General features: G+C 46.0%; 12 protein-coding genes. 7 read left to right on the top strand and 5 right to left on the bottom strand.

Going from position 1 to position 17,440, the window contains the following annotated elements; translation table 11 throughout:
• The first annotated feature begins 416 nt into the window (after positions 1-416).
• From R8O10_RS01850 to dhaR, 4 genes are all read left to right on the top strand, one after another.
• Positions 417-2,369: a PTS mannitol transporter subunit IICBA gene (locus R8O10_RS01850; protein ID WP_065274142.1), complete on the top strand. Its 1,953-nt coding sequence runs from the start codon at positions 417-419 to the stop codon at positions 2,367-2,369.
• 111 nt (positions 2,370-2,480) lie between these two features.
• Complete coding sequence (locus R8O10_RS01845) at positions 2,481-3,629, top strand: mannitol-1-phosphate 5-dehydrogenase (protein WP_005379709.1); 1,149 nt, start codon at positions 2,481-2,483, stop codon at positions 3,627-3,629.
• A gap of 86 nt (positions 3,630-3,715) precedes the next feature.
• Positions 3,716-4,246 (top strand): MltR family transcriptional regulator, encoded by a 531-nt coding sequence (locus R8O10_RS01840; protein WP_005379708.1) that lies wholly within the window; start codon positions 3,716-3,718, stop codon positions 4,244-4,246.
• Between the two features lie 145 nt (positions 4,247-4,391).
• Entirely contained in the window at positions 4,392-6,317 is a 1,926-nt protein-coding gene (gene dhaR / locus R8O10_RS01835) for a dihydroxyacetone kinase operon transcriptional regulator DhaR (RefSeq protein ID WP_065274141.1), read from the top strand.
• Positions 6,318-6,397: 80 nt separating this feature from the next.
• Here the strand turns inward: dhaR and ptsP are convergent, their stop codons facing one another.
• From ptsP to dhaK, 3 genes are read right to left on the bottom strand one after another with little or no spacing between them, the layout of a single operon-like run.
• Positions 6,398-8,797 carry a phosphoenolpyruvate--protein phosphotransferase gene (gene ptsP / locus R8O10_RS01830; protein WP_206970479.1) on the bottom strand — a complete coding sequence of 800 codons (2,400 nt, stop codon included), beginning with the start codon at positions 8,795-8,797 and terminating at the stop codon, positions 6,398-6,400.
• 1 nt (position 8,798) lies between these two features.
• Entirely contained in the window at positions 8,799-9,434 is a 636-nt protein-coding gene (gene dhaL, locus R8O10_RS01825) for a dihydroxyacetone kinase subunit DhaL (RefSeq protein WP_005379705.1), read from the bottom strand.
• A 15-nt stretch (positions 9,435-9,449) separates the two neighbouring features.
• The gene (dhaK, locus tag R8O10_RS01820) at positions 9,450-10,508 is read right to left on the bottom strand and encodes a dihydroxyacetone kinase subunit DhaK (protein WP_206970480.1); all 1,059 of its coding nucleotides are present in this window, start codon (positions 10,506-10,508) and stop codon (positions 9,450-9,452) included.
• 353 nt (positions 10,509-10,861) lie between these two features.
• On the opposite strand from dhaK, the gene R8O10_RS01815 reads away from it, so the two are divergent.
• Entirely contained in the window at positions 10,862-11,944 is a 1,083-nt protein-coding gene (locus R8O10_RS01815; protein WP_005379703.1) for a glycerol dehydrogenase, read from the top strand.
• 85 nt (positions 11,945-12,029) lie between these two features.
• Here R8O10_RS01815 and glmS read toward each other — a convergent pair whose 3' ends face one another.
• Positions 12,030-13,862 carry a glutamine--fructose-6-phosphate transaminase (isomerizing) gene (glmS, locus tag R8O10_RS01810; protein WP_033906046.1) on the bottom strand — a complete coding sequence of 611 codons (1,833 nt, stop codon included), beginning with the start codon at positions 13,860-13,862 and terminating at the stop codon, positions 12,030-12,032.
• Positions 13,863-13,972: 110 nt separating this feature from the next.
• Entirely contained in the window at positions 13,973-14,734 is a 762-nt protein-coding gene (locus R8O10_RS01805; protein ID WP_005379701.1) for a DeoR/GlpR family DNA-binding transcription regulator, read from the bottom strand.
• Positions 14,735-15,167: 433 nt separating this feature from the next.
• Between R8O10_RS01805 and pykF the strand changes: the two genes are divergently transcribed.
• Entirely contained in the window at positions 15,168-16,580 is a 1,413-nt protein-coding gene (pykF, locus tag R8O10_RS01800; protein WP_005392243.1) for a pyruvate kinase PykF, read from the top strand.
• A 160-nt stretch (positions 16,581-16,740) separates the two neighbouring features.
• On the top strand, positions 16,741-17,427 hold the full coding sequence (locus R8O10_RS01795) for a GntR family transcriptional regulator (RefSeq protein ID WP_080659233.1): 687 nt from the start codon (positions 16,741-16,743) through the stop codon (positions 17,425-17,427).
• Positions 17,428-17,440 lie beyond the last annotated feature (13 nt).

Genomic DNA, 17,440 nt, shown 5'->3' with positions numbered 1-17,440 from the left:
CACAAAACACCAAAATCGACTTAGATCACATTTTATATCCAGACCAAACCAGCACAGAATGTGACATTGATCGTTACTGGTATTTAATTTGAATTTCAAAAGAAATCAAAAGTGATCAAAGTCACAAAGTATTTTGATTTTAAATTTGTCAGAAGATCGAATTGATCACTAAGATTTTTATTGACAGATTTGAAAGTGGCTTTTTGTTATTAAGTTACAAGTTAATAAGTTGAACTTGGTCACTTAAAAACCGTTTCTCAGCCTAAGAAATGCGGGCGTAGATCACAAAAAACCCGTTGTCAGTTCCAATTGGAAAATGTGTGGTAAATTGATTGGGTACTAAGCAATCAAACAAACGGTTTTGGCGAACCGTTTACTACAACAAGATACATCAGAACATCGAACGGGGAATTGTTATGATATCACCAGATGCCAAGATCAAGATACAAAATTTTGGTCGTTTTCTGTCAAACATGGTAATGCCAAACATCGGCGCGTTTATCGCGTGGGGCTTTATCACTGCTCTATTTATCCCAACTGGATGGCTACCAAACGAAACGTTAGCCTCTATGGTTGGCCCAATGATTACCTACTTGCTGCCACTACTTATCGGTTACACCGGTGGTAAATTAGTTGGTGGCGATCGTGGTGCGGTAGTCGGTGCAATCACAACAATGGGTGTGATTGTCGGCACAGACATCCCAATGTTTATGGGTGCAATGATGGTCGGCCCAATGGGCGGCTGGGCTATCAAGAAATTCGATAACTACATCGATGGTAAAGTAAAAAGTGGCTTCGAGATGTTGGTTAACAACTTCTCTGCGGGCATCATCGGCATGCTGTGTGCGATCCTTGCTTTCATCTTTATCGGTCCATTCGTAAAAATTCTTTCTGGTGGCTTGGCGGCTGGCGTTAACTTCCTAGTTTCTGCTCACCTACTACCACTGACTTCAATCTTCGTTGAACCTGCGAAGATCCTGTTCCTAAACAATGCGATCAACCACGGTATTTTCTCTCCACTGGGTATCCAGCAAGCGTCTGAGACAGGTCAATCGATCTTCTTCCTAATCGAAGCAAACCCAGGTCCTGGTCTAGGTATCCTGCTAGCTTACATGGTGTTTGGTAAAGGTACGGCTCGTCAAACGGCAGGTGGTGCATCAGTCATCCACTTCTTCGGCGGTATCCACGAGATTTACTTCCCATACATCCTAATGAACCCTCGCCTAATCCTTGCGGCTATCGCAGGCGGTATGACTGGCGTATTCGTTCTAACTATCTTTAACGCAGGTATCGTTTCTCCAGCATCACCGGGTTCAATCTTTGCAATCTTGTTGATGACTCAGAAAGGCTCAATCGTTGGTGTACTAGCGTCTATCGCAGCAGCAACAGGCGTGTCATTCGCGGTAGCAGCACTGCTAATGAAGACTCAAACGTCAACAGAAGAAGACGGTGATGAAGCAGCACTAGAAAAAGCAACATCACAAATGAAAGACATGAAATCTGCATCTAAAAACGATGCGGTGGTAAACAGCCAAAGCAAAGGTGACGTAGACCTAGCGACAGTACAAAGCATCATTGTCGCTTGTGATGCGGGCATGGGCTCGAGTGCAATGGGCGCGAGCATGCTACGCAAAAAGGTTCAAGACGCAGGTCTGAACATCCACGTAACCAACCTTGCCATTAACAGCTTACCAGAGAGTGCAGATATCGTGATTACTCATAAAGACTTAACGGATCGTGCACGTAAGCATGCTCCAAACGCACACCACATTTCATTGACTAACTTCCTAGATAGCGAAATGTACAACCAGCTAGTCACCAAACTACTAGCAGCACAAAACCAATCCGCAGCCAATGACGACCAGATGGTAAAAGTGTCAGTCATGGCGGCAAACGACGACAACTTCGAGCCACAGCAAACGTCGGTGTTCCAAATCCAGCGTGAGAACATTCACCTAGGTTTGAAAGCTGCCAACAAAGAAGAAGCGATTCGCTTCGCGGGCAACAAGTTGGTCGAACTTGGCTACGCAGAACCAGAATACGTAGACGCGATGTTTGAGCGTGAAGCATTGGTTCCAACTTACCTAGGCGAATCTATCGCAGTGCCTCACGGCACGGTAGAAGCGAAAGACCGCGTGAAGAAAACCGGCATTGTAATCTGCCAATACCCATCGGGTATCCAATTTACTGAAGACGACGATGATGTAGCGAAACTGGTTATCGGCATTGCCGCTAAGAACGATGAGCACATCCAGGTGATTACCACCATTACGAACGCGCTCGATGAGCCGGAGGCAATTGAGAAGCTAACCAGCACCAACGATGTGGAAGAGATTCTGAACATCCTTGGCGGTCAACAAGCGGCTTAATTACCCCTTTAATTTGCTCCTGAGGCAAATGAGGTCAGCTGTCACCCCCTATGCGGTTGGCCTCCCCCTAGTTTCGTAAGTCAACATTTTAGACATTGGTAGGTAAGAATTATGAAAAACGCAGTTCATTTTGGCGCAGGTAACATTGGTCGTGGCTTCATCGGAAAACTCTTAGCAGATGCAGAAGTCGAGGTCACATTTGCAGACGTTGACGCTCCACTCGTCGACCAACTGAGTCACAAGCAAGAATACAAAGTAAAAGTGGTCGGTACTGAGTGCCAAATCGACACAGTAACTCACGTCACCGCGGTAAACTCAGCCAGTGAAGATGTCATCGACCGCATTGTAAAAACCGACTTGGTAACAACAGCGGTTGGCCCTAACGTACTGGACATCATTGCAAAAACCATCGCTACCGGCATTGCTAAACGCTTTGCAGCAGGTAACGATAAACCATTGAACATCATCGCGTGCGAAAACATGGTTCGTGGCACGACTCACCTAAAAGGTGAAGTGTACAAACATTTGGATGAATCATTACACGCGAAAGCAGACGAGCTAGTTGGCTTCGTCGACTCCGCAGTGGACCGCATCGTACCACCAGCAGAAGCGGCGAACGATGACCCACTAGAAGTCACTGTAGAGAGTTTTAGCGAATGGATTGTGGATGAGCAGCAATTCAAGGGCGAAATCCCTGACATAGCTGGCATGGAAAGAACCAACAACCTAATGGCATTCGTAGAACGCAAGCTATTCACTCTCAATACAGGCCACTGCATTACCGCTTACCTAGGTTGCTTGAAAGGCCATCGCACCATTCGTGAAGCAATTGAAGACCCAAGCATTCACGCTGAAGTAAAACAGGCGATGCAAGAGAGTGGTGAAGTGCTGATCAAACGTTACGGCTTCGACCGTGACATGCACAACGCCTACATCGAGAAGATTTTAGGACGCTTTGCCAACCCATACTTAGTGGATGAGGTGGATCGCGTAGGTCGTCAACCAATTCGAAAATTGGGTGCAAACGATAGATTAGTGAAGCCTTTACTCGGTACAATTGAGTATGGCACTGAAAATCAAACACTTTTGAAAGGCATTGCCGCTGCGTTGAAGTACACTAACGACACTGACCCACAAGCCGTAGAGCTACAAAACTCATTAAAAGAAGTGGGAGTGAAGAAGACGCTAGCGACATACACAGGTCTTGCAGAAGACAGCGATGAAGTGGCTCAAATCGAGACACTTTACAACCAACTTTGATTTACCTAGGGGAGCTCGGCTCCCCTTCTATGTCCTTCTCTGCTTGAAGAGTTGGGATAGCTAATAATTAGAAATGTATTCAGTATATGGCAGATAACATCAACGAAACCGAGATCATTGAGCGATTAAACAGCGCACCATCGGTACGAGGCTTTTTCATTGCAGCAGTCGACGTTTTTAACGATTCGATCGACGGGTTAGTGCAAAGAATCTTTCGTAAAGATAACTTCGCTGTTCAATCGGTTGTCGGTCCGCTGCTACAAGACTCTGGACCGCTGGGCGATCTGTCTGTTCGTTTGAAGTTATTGTTTGGCTTGGGAGTGCTCCCCGATGATATTTACCACGACATCGAAGACATCATCAAACTCAAAAACCAACTCAATAGTGACGCTTCAGATTACGAATTCACTGACCCGAATATTCTAGAACCAATTAAGAAACTGCACTTGGTGAAGAAAATGGGCATGGTACAACTGGAAGTCAGCGAACCAGATGACGACATCGACCTTGAGTTTTATCAGCTACAACTGCAACGTCAACAACAAATCATTAAGTCAGGGCTCTCACTTGCCATTGTCGAGATTTGCAATGAGCTCGGCAAAGACAGCCCTTTTTAATCGAAAAACTGGCACGGAAGCCTCCTCAACTCGCCCCTCTTTTTGCACATTCTTCTATACAACGTGCGTGAAAGCCATCACAGTCCATATTCCGATGTCTCTGTAACATCAGACCAATCTATCGCTAGTATTGAAACGGGATCGCATGCTTTCAATCGAAGACACTAAAACTAAGTGGGAGTTTTTCCAGAAACACCACTGGGTATCTCCAGAATTTTCCCGCACTCCCGTCCTCGAGTCGTGGGAGCGTTGCATAAAGCAATGCAGCCCTTACACCTGGTCAAAACCACATATTGCCTCTGGATTTACCTTCTCATCTCTAATGAAGCGCAACGAACATCTCATCGAATGCGCCACGACCGTACTTGAAGACACTTACGACATGCTAGGTGACGAAGACCTGGTATTGATGGTAACCGATGGCAACGGCTGTATTCTCTCCACCGTCGGGCACGACTCTATGCGACAAGAGATGCAAACGCTCGGCATAAAACAAGGCTGTTTTCTCTCCGAAGGAAAGATAGGCACAAATGCAGTCAATCTCTGTATCAACACTCATATCCCGTGTGAAGTTTTTGCCGCCGAACATTTCAATCGCCACTTGCACTCTTATGCCTCTGTAGCGGCGCCTGTTTTCGACCAATTTGGCAAATTACGCGGTACAACATGCCTTTTCAGAAAAGCGGAAAGCTATAAGAAAGAAGACTTAGTCATCATCGCGTCGAGCGCGAAAGAAGTCAGCTTGCAAATCCACATTCAGTCGGAACAAGAGAACATGAACCGCCTCACTTGTGCGCATAACGCAACGTTAGAGTGCATCGATGATGGCCTTCTGGCCTGGGATGAAGAAAATCGCATCACCATGGTAAATCACCAGTCCGAGCGTTTGTTAAACATTGAAGCCAGTCAGGTCTTGGATAAAGAAGTCTTTTCTGTTTTGCGCTTCCCACCGAATGTCCTTACTAGTATTGAGTCAGGTGCGAGCATAAACCGTAAACTCACAACGGTAGAGGTTCGTGGCGAGTTTGTTGAGGCGATCATCACCTTGCGTCCACTCAACGACGGCACACACTTATTGTTCTTGCACCCTATCGATAAAATTCGCGAACTTGCTCAACAACAAATAGGTGGCAGTGCGCGCTATACGTTCAGCACTTTGCCTGTCATTTCACGAAAAATGAAGCATGTCATTACCGTGGCAAAACGGGCCATAAAGTCCAAATCACCGATTCTAATTACGGGTGAAGAAGGTGTAGGAAAAGCCACTCTCGCCATGGCGATTCATAACGAAAGCACCTACAAAGAAGGGCCGTTCATTACGCTCAACTGCCGCTCCATCAATACAGAGCAACTGGTCAAAGAAACCCTGGGGTATGACGAAGGGCAAGGCATGCCTTCAAAGTTTGAGCTCGCCCATGGCGGTACGCTCTTTTTAGAAAAGGTGGAATATCTGTCGCCCGATTTACAAGCCGTGCTACTTAAGTTGTTAAAAACTGGGCTCGTCAGCCGCAGCGACAGTTTGCGATTGATCCCCGTAGACTTTCAACTTATCACGAGCACCGCTTCAGAGATCAGCGAGTATGTCACTCAACGCTCATTTGGTCGGCAACTTTATTATGAAATCTCCTCGAACGAGCTGCATATTCCGCCACTACGAAAGCGTAAAGAAGACATTGAATTTCTCGTCCAGCAGCTTATCAGCCATTATGAACGCCGCCACAATGTGACGATCTCGATAGAGCCAGTCGCACTGGAAGCGTTGATGAATTTTCGTTGGTCAGGCAACAACTCTGAATTAAGAAATCGAACTGAGCGAATTTTGCTTAACCGCAGTTCCAACTTAATCAAGCTGAACGATATTCCTGAAGACATTAAACTGAATTCTCGCCATACCGCAGAAAATACGCCAGTAATCACGTTAGAAGAAGCCGAGAGAAGAGCTATCGTTCAAGCTTGGAATCAGTGTGATGGCAAAATGCATGATATGGCGAAAGCATTGCAAATTGGCCGCACGACCTTATGGAGAAAAATTAATAAGTTTGGGCTGCAGGAGCAAATGAAGCTGTATTAAGCCGTGAATTGGCGTTCCTATAACAAAAGTAAAACCGGCGTAAGCACGCCGGTACAGATGTACTAACGATAAGGTATCGATTAAACATCGACAGACAACTGACGAATCTGCGCTTTTAGTCCCGGGAGCATACTTGAACTGGCGCTGAATTTTCGCAACCCCACGCGAAGCAATGTTTCTGTGGCATTTGGATCGCCAGCCATCTCACCACACATACTAACCGGTATGCCCGCGCGATCGCCTGCTGCACACGTGAGCTCAATGGCTTTTAGTACCGATGGTTCAAAGTAGTTCACCAATTCAGCAACGGCGGCGTTACCTCGATCGGCGGCCATAACATATTGAGTCAAATCATTGGTGCCGATAGAGAAAAAGTCGACTTCTTGGGCTAACGCATCAGCATTTAATACCGCGGCTGGCACCTCAATCATAATACCAACGGGCAAATGAGTCGCATCCAAGCCGAGTTGGTTTGCTTGATGCGCCAACAGCGCTTTTACTTTTCTCACTTCTTCAACCTGAGCCACCATCGGTATCATCAATTGAATATTCGGTTGCTCGTGAAAGGCTCTCAGAATGGCTCGAAGTTGAGCGGTAAACAATGACTCATGTTGAAGGCACAACCGCACCCCTCTCAAACCTAAAAATGGATTATCTTCTGCTGGCATAGGATAAGCGGCTAAAGGCTTGTCACCGCCAACATCTAGACTACGAATCGTAAGTGGCTTATCACCAAGTGCGGCAGCAATATCACGATACACTTGGTATTGCACTTCCTCAGTCGGCAACTCATCACTGTTTTGAAATAGAAACTCAGTCCGGAATAGACCAACGCCCTCAGCTCCTGATGTTAGTGCATCATCAATATCTTTCGGTCCACCAATATTGGCGAATACTGGAATATGGACACCATCACAGGTGACTGCGGCTTGCTGAGCACTCGCTAGTGCACTTTGTCGGGTGCTTTGCCACTCAATTTGTTGCGCTTCTAATTCCTGTTGTATTGCATCTGAAGGAGAAAACCATAAATGCCCTCGAAAGCCATCAATAGTCACCACTTGCCCAGCACGCACAGCATCAAGGCAACCCTGAGCTTTAACGATGGCAGGAATCCCCATCGCACGAGCAAGAATCGCACTGTGAGAGGTTTTCCCTCCCTCACTCAAACAGATACCAAGCACTTTCGATTTATCAAGCCCGGCCACATCAGAAGGCATCAGGTCGCGGGCCAACAAAATACTCGGTTCCTGAATGTCGATGGCATTAGGCGTTACGCCTGTCATTTCGACCATAACTTGGCGTGCTATATCATGTACATCTGCTTCGCGTTCCCGCATGTACTGACTTTCTGCCTGGCGAAACTCTTCGGCCAACGTTTGCAGTGATTCTACCCAAGCTTGCTCGGCTATCATGCCCGTTTGAATTCGCGACTCGACCGATGCCCATAATTCTGGGTCACTGAGCATCATGCTATGAGCAGCAAATATTTCCCCTTTCGGCTGCTTCGCTTGCTCCTGCAAATGTTGAACAACCACGCCTATCGCACGCTTAACCCGTTCAATTTCATCTTGTTCACTTTGGAAATCACGTTCAGGCACTGCTGGCATTTCATGAGTAAAAAGGACAGCAGGAGCAGTAGCGATACCGTCATTGACTCGAATACCAACAACAGCACCTTCAATCTGATTTGAGGCCATGCCATCGAGCAGAGTATCTGAACTTTCTTCAGGTTCGATAATGCCTTGCTCAACCGCCTCTTTTTCTCCGAAGTGCTCATAAGCTAAGGCTTCAAATGCCTTGATTGCTTCACTGGATTGAGAGCCGAGTGCGCACAGCGTGATCGTCTCTTGGCTACGAACGCCAAGTTTCGCAATGCTGTTTAAGCTTTTCGCGTTCACACGGCGCTCGCCTTTTTTCAACCATAATTGGCAGTCAAAAGGCGCGAGTGCACCAACAATGGCCGCAGCGGGACGAGCATGTAATCCATGCGGATTTTGCACTACCCAATCAAATGTCCATTCTTGCTCAAAGTTCTCTGATACTGGCGCTATCTCAGCGGATGTTAGTGGCTGATCACCAAGGTGCTCTTGTTTTACGCTTAACGCATTCTGTGCCTCTTCGACTACCGTCGATAAAGGCAGTCCGGCGGCGGCAGCCACCGACGCCGCCATGGTTCCTTCAACAATAGGTGCCGAGATAAGGGTGACATTTTCCCTCACATGATCATCAATCAGATCCAGAGCCATTTCCGTGCTAAGCAACGCGCTGCCAAGATCCATCAACACAACAACCCCTTGTTGATCTTGTACCTGCTCAATCGCTTCCATCACGGCAATGGCATCGGTTCCGATCGGGTTCTCTGGATCATCAATCCCAGCAGCAATCGCAAGCTTGGCTTTGCCTTGCGTCATTTGGGTGGCAAGTTCTGCCACCCCTTCGGCAAGTCGACGACTATGAGATACAACTACAATTCCCACCATCTTAATTACCTGCTATTGCCTGCTGTAGTGCTTTAATCATTAACAAAGAAGAGGTTGCACCGGGATCTTGGTGACCAATACTGCGTTCACCTAAATAGCTTGCTCGCCCTTTTTTCGCCAACATTTCAATCGTGGCAACCGCGTTCGTTTCTGCTAGCTCAACCATTTCATTAAGTAAGTGATCGGCGCTCATGCCATTTTCTAACGACGCCTTCACGCTAACTAAAACGGGTAACCAAACATCACACATGGTTTTATCACCCAGCTCTGCTTTACCACGAGACACCACGCCATCCACACCGCTTTTTAGTGCATCCACTAACTCTTCAAACGTTAATTGCTCTCGAGTTCCGACAGCGGCAGCCGTACGAATAAACAGCGTGCCATACAGCGGGCCACTTGCCCCACCGACACTAGAAAGCAAGGTCATACCCGTATTCTTGAGAATGCTGCCGATATTTTGGTCCGCAAATTGCGGCAGTTTTTCAGCAACTTTTTTAAAGCCACGGTTCATATTGAGACCGTGGTCGGCGTCACCAATATCACGATCAAGGTCGGTCAGAAAATCTTGATTCTCTTGATACGTTTTTGCACATAACTCTAGCCAGTGAACGATATGTTGTTTTTCAATTTGCATGTTTGCTCTCCCCTGTTACCACTTGATCGCGGCCGTATCGACAGGAGCATCAAACAGCTCCAACATCTCTTTGTCTGCCTTTAGCAACGTAATCGAAACGCCTTCCATATCAAGTGACGTACAGAAGTTACCAACCATATTACGCACGATACGGAACCCTGCTTGCTCGCAGTTATGAGCCAGACGACGGTACACTCCGTAAAGCTCTGAAGTTGGCGTACCACCCATACCATTCACCATCACGATGTAGTCGTGTTCAGCGGCGAAAGGCTCAATGCTGGATTCCACTTCATCCCATTCACCTTCGTCACGATTCCAAATACGCAATGTGCGCTGATAAGGTGTGTTTTCAGCAACTTCAGCAAACATTTCATCCACTAACGTATCGACATCGGTGTATTTCACTCGCTTGATACCTGGTTCACCATGGATACCAACACCAAACTCAACTTCATCATCTTCCAGAACAAAAGATGGTTTACCTGCTGCGGGTACAACACAAGCATTAAGCGCCACGCCAAATGAACGACAGTGATTATTAACGCGACGAGCCAGTGCTTCACATTGCTCCAACGAATAACCTTTGCTCGCGGCAGCCCCAACTAACTTTTCAACCAATACCGTTCCAGCTACGCCACGGCGACCAGCGGTATACAGGCTGTCTTTGACTGCAACATCGTCATCCACCAACACCGACCCAACTTTGATGCCATCGGTATGAAGCAGCTCCACAGCCGTTTCAAAGTTCAACACGTCTCCGGTGTAGTTTTTAATGATAAATAGCACGCCTTCACCAGTATTCACTTGGTTGCCACATTCGTACATTTGATCTGGCGTTGGTGAAGTAAATACCTCTCCAGGGCAGGCGCCTGTCAGCATGCCTTTACCAATAAAACCAGCGTGCAAAGGTTCATGACCACAGCCACCACCAGAAACCAGTGCCACTTGCCCCGGTGTTTCCTCGTGCCACATGTAACGAGGTTCGTAGTTCGCTTTTAGCTCTGGGCGAGATAAAGCCAGACCTTCCATTTGCTGGAATACAACATCATCAATTTGGTTAATTAATTTTTTCATCGTTCTATCTCATTCCATTTATATTTTTATGTAGGGTATGAATTCATCTTAAACAGAGAAAAAGCGTGCTCAACAAAAATCAATTCGTTTCATATTGAAACGAAATCTTCGGCATTTTTGTTTCAATATGAAACGTAAAACGACAAATTTTCCTGAATAGTGATCGGCGCCATAAAGCATGCTGATGCTTATTACTTCTGACAGTCGGTTTGACACAGAGGTCATAAAAGCATGGAACAAAACCAGAGATATCCTTCACCACCTACCACACCAAACCTAATATAAACCTTATCCCTACAATGGATATTCATTGCAGTCCAAAACACACATAAAAAAGGTTAAAGGTTTGAATTATGGACAAAATTATTATCAGCCCAAGCAAATACGTCCAAGGTGAACAAGTACTTACATCTATCGCTCACTATGTGAAAACATTGGGTGAACGTCCGTTAGTAATTGCCGATGAGTTCGTGACTAACCTGGTTGGTGATGACGTCAAGCAAAGTTTTGCTGACGAAAAGCTTCCACTCACTATGAACATTTTTGGTGGCGAATGTTCGCGCGTTGAGATTGAACGCATCACGGACATTTGTGCCACTCAGAAACACGATGTCATTGTCGGTATTGGTGGTGGTAAAACGTTAGATACAGCAAAGGCTGTTGCGTTTTACACAAAAATTCCTGTCGTGGTGGTTCCTACGATTGCCTCGACTGATGCGCCAACCTCAGCGCTTGCGGTGATATACACACCTGAAGGTGAATTTGCAGAATATTTGATGATCCCTAAAAACCCAGACATGGTCATCATGGATACGTCAGTCATCGCCAAAGCCCCTGTTCGCTTACTTGTATCGGGGATGGGCGACGCGCTTTCCACCTACTTTGAAGCTCGTGCCAACATGACTTCTGGTAAGGCAACAATGGCTGGTGGGTTAGCGACGCGTTCAGCACAAGCGCTTGCGAAACTTTGCTATGAAACCTTGCTTGAAGATGGTGTAAAAGCAAAAGCTGCGGTAGAAAATGGTGTGAGCACCAAAGCGGTAGAAAACATTATTGAAGCCAATACATACCTAAGCGGTATCGGTTTTGAAAGCAGTGGTCTAGCGGGTGCTCACGCTATTCATAACGGCCTAACTAAGCTTGAAGAGTGTCATCATCTCTATCATGGTGAGAAAGTCGCGTTCGGCACACTTGTTCAGCTGGTACTAGAAAACGCAGCGATGGAAGAGATTAATACGGTTCTTGCATTCTGCCGCTCTGTAGGTCTACCAACCAACTTATTTGATATGGGCGTTAAAGAGCTTAACCACGCTAAGTTGCGCGAGGTCGCCGAAGCCTCAACGGCCGAGGGAGAAACCATCCACAATATGCCATTCCCAGTGACGGCAGAAAATGTCTACTCTGCAATTCTAACCGCTCACCAGTTGGGTCAATAACTCCCCCCCCCTTAAAGTGGGCTTAAATAAAAAAGCGGCACATACTCTCGCATGTGCCGCTCAGGATTTTTGCTGTTAAGCGTAATTACTCAACCGTTACCGCTTTCGCTAGGTTACGTGGTTGGTCTACGTCCGTACCTTTGATCAGTGCTACGTAGTAAGACAGCAACTGCATTGGGATGGTGTAGTAGATCGCCGCCGTGATTTCACTAACGTGAGGCATAGTGATGATCTTCATTGTCTCATCGCCTTCGAAGCCTGCGTCTGCATCTGCGAATACGTATAGAAGGCCGCCACGCGCACGCACTTCTTCAACGTTTGATTTTAGCTTTTCAAGTAGGTCGTTGCTTGGTGCAACTACAACAACAGGCATGTCAGCATCAATCAGCGCAAGAGGACCGTGTTTCAGTTCACCCGCCGCGTACGCTTCTGCGTGGATGTACGAGATCTCTTTCAGTTTTAGAGACGCTTCCATCGCGATTGGGTAGAACTCGCCACGGCCTAGGAACAATGTGTGGTGCTTGTCTGCAAAATCCGTTGCTAGTGCTTCAATTTCTTTCTCGAAAGAAAGTGCCGCGTTGATTTGCTTAGGAAGTGCATGCAGCGCTTCAACGATCTCTTTTTCTTTCTCTTTGCTGATGCGGCCTTGCTCTTTACCTAGTGCCGTTACCAACATAAGTAGTGCAGAAAGTTGAGTCGTGAACGCTTTGGTTGAAGCCACACCGATTTCAACACCAGCGCGAGTCATGAACGCAAAATCTGATTCACGAACCAGAGAAGAGCCTGCTACGTTACAAATGGTCATCGCCGCCATGTAACCTTTCTCTTTTGCTAGGCGAAGTGCTGCTAGGGTATCAGCGGTTTCACCAGACTGAGACAACGTGATCAATAGGCTGTTTGGACGAGTCACAAACTTGCGGTAACGGAACTCAGACGCGATTTCTACATCACAGCTAACGCCAGCAATGTCTTCAAACCAGTAACGTGCCGTCATACCTGCGTTGTAAGACGTACCACACGCGACGATTTGTACGTGTTCTACTTTGCTTAGAATGTCTGCCGCGTGCACACCGATCGCGTCTGTCACAACAGAGTCTGCCGTGATACGACCTTCCATTGTGTTGATCAACGCTTTAGGTTGCTCATAGATTTCTTTTTGCATGAAGTGACGGTATTGGCCTTTATCACCTGCATCATGCTCTGCGTTAGATTCAACAATTTCACGCTCAACTGGCTCACCCGTTGCATCAAACACAGTGACTTCACGGCGAGTAATTTCTGCTACGTCCCCTTCTTCTAGGTACATGAAACGGCGCGTAACGTTAAGTAATGCAAGTTGGTCAGACGCTAGGAAGTTTTCACCTACACCAAAACCGATCACGATCGGGCTGCCTGAACGCGCTACTACGATGCGTGAAGGATCTTTGCGATCCAACGCTACGGTGCCGTATGCGCCTTCAAGTTGTTTTGCTGTTTTTTGTACCGCTTCTAATAGCGTTTCTGAAGTACGAAGTTCCCACTCAACCATGTGTGCGATAACTTCTGTATCCGTTTGCGATTCAAACACGTAGCCACGAGATTGAAGCAGCTCACGCAGCTCTTCATGGTTTTCGATGATGCCGTTATGGACCACTGCGATATCACCAGACATGTGTGGGTGAGCGTTGATTTCAGAAGGTTCACCGTGCGTCGCCCAACGAGTGTGCGCAATACCAGTTCCGCCGATCACTTTTGCTTCTTCTACTGCATCAGCCAATTCTTGTACTTTACCCAAGCGACGAACGCGCGTTAGGTTTGATTCGCCATCAACAACCGCAACGCCAGCAGAGTCGTAACCGCGGTACTCTAAGCGGCGTAGACCTTCAACCAAAATTTCTGCAACATCTCGTTGTGCTACTGCACCTACGATTCCACACATGTGTTTATCTCCGTTTGTAGTTTTGTTCTTCCCTAGCCATGATTTCAAATAGAGGCAGCAAGCAAAGGCCTTTATCCAGAGGGAAGTAAAATATGAAACTGATTACATTATTAGGCGCAAATGACTTTCACGCCATGTTGTTCTATCTGTACTTTATGCTCTGCTTGGATATCTGCATCGGTCACCAACACATCAACTTGATGCCAAGCGAGCTCTAAGTTTGGGATCTTACGGCCGATTTTTTCGGACTCGATCATTACGATCACTTCACGTGACGCTTCTGCCATTACCTTACTTAAGCCAACCAACTCATTAAATGTCGTGGTTCCACGCTCGAGATCGATGCCATCCGCACCGATGAATAGTTGGTCAAAGTCGTAAGCTCGTAATACAGATTCGGCCACTTTGCCTTGAAAGGACTCTGAGTGCGTATCCCAAGTACCACCAGTCATCAGCAGTGTCGGTTCGCTCTCTAATTCATTTAGGGCGTTAGCAACATGCAACGAGTTGGTCATGACCACTAAGCCACGTTTGTCATTCAACTGTTGAATCAGCGCGGCAGTCGTGCTGCCACTGTCGATCACGATGCGATTATGATCGCGAATCAATGATGCTGCTGCTTTTGCTAAGCTTAACTTTCGAGTCGAAACATTAGCGCCCAATTCTTCGTGAATGACTTCCTTTGGGATAGCAATCGCACCGCCATAGCGGCGTAGAAGTTGGCCGTTTTTCTCTAAAGAAGCTAAATCCTTTCTAATCGTGACCTCTGAGGTTTCGAATTTCTGAGCAAGTTCATCAACGCTGACTTCTCCTAGTTCAGAAACCAAGTTAGAAATGGCGTGTCTTCTTAATTGAGTGTTTCGTTTCGACATTTAAGTTTTTATTTTAAGTTTCGATGTGAAACTTATTATAGTCAAACCGAAACTTTCAAGTCCATTTATTTCGATCCAAAAAATTAATATTTCTCGATAAAACCTTGTCCTAAGACAATTCTTAAACAGTGATATTGGATTCATTCAGTGGTAGAATTCGCCACCGAAAAGAAAAAAAATTACAGAATTGAAGGCTATTTTTTTGCAACTTTCTGCATATAAAGTGGGATTAGTCACAAAAAGGTAACCAAAATCGCCGATCTTTTAGTCATAAAATGACTAAACTTGGTGAAAGACTTTCAGAATCTGAAGTTCTAATAATGAGACGAAAAATCGGTGGGTGACAGGTACTAAATGTCATCAAAAACGTCCTGACTTCAGAGTAAATAACCGACTTTCAAATTGTAACTATACTTACCGGAGAGTATCTTCCATGAAAAAGACCAAAATCGTATGTACGATTGGCCCTAAAACAGAATCTGTAGAGAAGCTAACTGAACTAGTTAACGCAGGCATGAACGTAATGCGCCTTAACTTCTCTCACGGTGACTACGAAGAACACGGCACTCGTATCGCGAACTTCCGTAAAGTAATGGAAGCTACTGGCAAACCACTAGCAATTCTTCTAGATACTAAAGGTCCAGAAATCCGCACTATCAAGCTAGAAGGCGGTAACGATGTTGATCTAGTAGCAGGTCAAGAATTCACTTTCACAACTGACACTTCAGTTGTAGGTAACAAAGATAAAGTTGCAGTAACTTACGCTGGTTTCGCAGCAGACCTAAACGTAGGTAACACTATCCTAGTAGACGACGGTCTAATCGAGATGGAAGTTATCTCTAAGACTGAAACTGAAGTTAAATGTAAAGTTCTTAACAACGGTGCACTAGGCGAAAACAAAGGTGTTAACCTTCCTGGCGTTTCTGTAAACCTACCTGCACTATCTGAAAAAGATAAGAACGACCTAAAATTTGGTTGTGAGCAAGGCGTTGACTTCGTAGCAGCTTCTTTCATCCGTAAAGCGTCTGACGTTCAAGAAATCCGTGAAGTACTTGCTGCAAACGGCGGCGAGAACATCCACATCATCTCTAAGATCGAAAACCAAGAAGGTGTTGATAACTTCGACGAGATCCTAGAGCTTTCTGACGGCATCATGGTTGCTCGTGGTGACCTAGGTGTTGAAATCCCAGCTGAAGAAGTAATCTTCGCTCAGAAAATGATGATCGAGAAGTGTAACCGTGCACGTAAGATGGTTATCACTGCAACTCAAATGCTTGATTCTATGATCAACAACCCACGTCCTACTCGTGCGGAAGCAGGCGACGTTGCTAACGCAGTAATGGACGGTACTGACGCAGTAATGCTTTCTGGTGAAACGGCGAAAGGTAAATACCCTGTTGAAGCGGTAACTATCATGGCTCAAATCGCGAACCGTACTGACTCAGCGCTAAAAGCTGAACTAGGTTCTCGTCTAGACAGCCCACGTCTTCGCATCACTGAAGCAGTATGTAAAGGCGCTGTAGACACAGCTGAGAAACTAGCAGCTCCACTTATCGTTGTTGCAACTGAAGGCGGTAAGTCTGCACGTTCAGTACGTAAGTACTTCCCAACTGCAAACATCCTAGCGCTAACAACTAACAAGAAAACTGCTGCACAGCTAGTTCTAACTAAAGGTGTTACTCCTGTAGTTGTTGATTCAATCGAAAGCACTGACGCATTCTACGTAGCGGGTAAAGAACTTGCTCTAGAATCAGGTCTAGGTAACAAAGGCGATATCGTTGTTATGGTTTCTGGCGCTCTAGTTGCTTCAGGTACTACGAACACAGCTTCTGTACACGTACTATAAGACTGAACTTTTAACACTTCAGTTTCTTGAGAAGGAGGGCTTATGCCCTCCTTTTTTATATGGCTTTCTTGCTCTCATAATAGGCTAATTGTATTATTCACCTCTATCAGAATTTCGTACTGTTTAATTTTATCGTCACGATTAAAGTTTCTTCTATGAGGTGTATGTGTCTAGTCCCACTCTTACCGACAAAGTATTAAGAATGATCCGTCAGGATATTCTCGATGGCGAGCTTAAACCAGGTCAAAAACTCGTGGTTGCCGAACTCAAAGAGAAGTACAACGTAGGAGCGTCACCCATTCGAGAAGCATTGGTGCAATTATCTTGGAGCAAATACGTCAAACTCGAGCCGCAAAAAGGCTGCTGGGTTGCACCTGTATGTAAAGATGAGTTACATGACTTGTACGAAAGCCTGCAAATGGTCTCCGCATGCTTACTCAGTAAGGCAATTATGATTGGCGATGAAAAATGGGAACTGGATGTACTAACTGCTTATCACAAGTTATCCCGAGTAAAACCTGGCGAAAGCTTTTGTTGGAGGGAATGGGAAGAGCGCCAAAATCAGTTTCTTACTGCGCTGTTTGAAGGTGCTGGCTCTGTCAATATGTTTGGTTTTTTCCGCGATCTACTCACGCAAATTAAACGCTACCAATACTTCGCGATGCAGATTTTAGGCACAGGGAACCCTGGGCACTGTAATCTCGATGAGCAAGAAATACTGATGAAGGCATCGCTAGACAAAAAGAGTCAGGATGCTTTAGGTTATCTAGAGCGTTATTTGAGACAGTCAATACAGTGTATCGAAGCCGCCATCGACAACCAATGTCGCATACTGGCTAGCGAATAACGCTGAGACTAAA

The organism is Vibrio sp. 1727 (genome assembly GCF_033344415.1).
Taxonomy (GTDB): Bacteria; Pseudomonadota; Gammaproteobacteria; order Enterobacterales; family Vibrionaceae; genus Vibrio; species Vibrio alginolyticus.
This window is presented reverse-complemented; position numbering and strand designations above follow the sequence as displayed.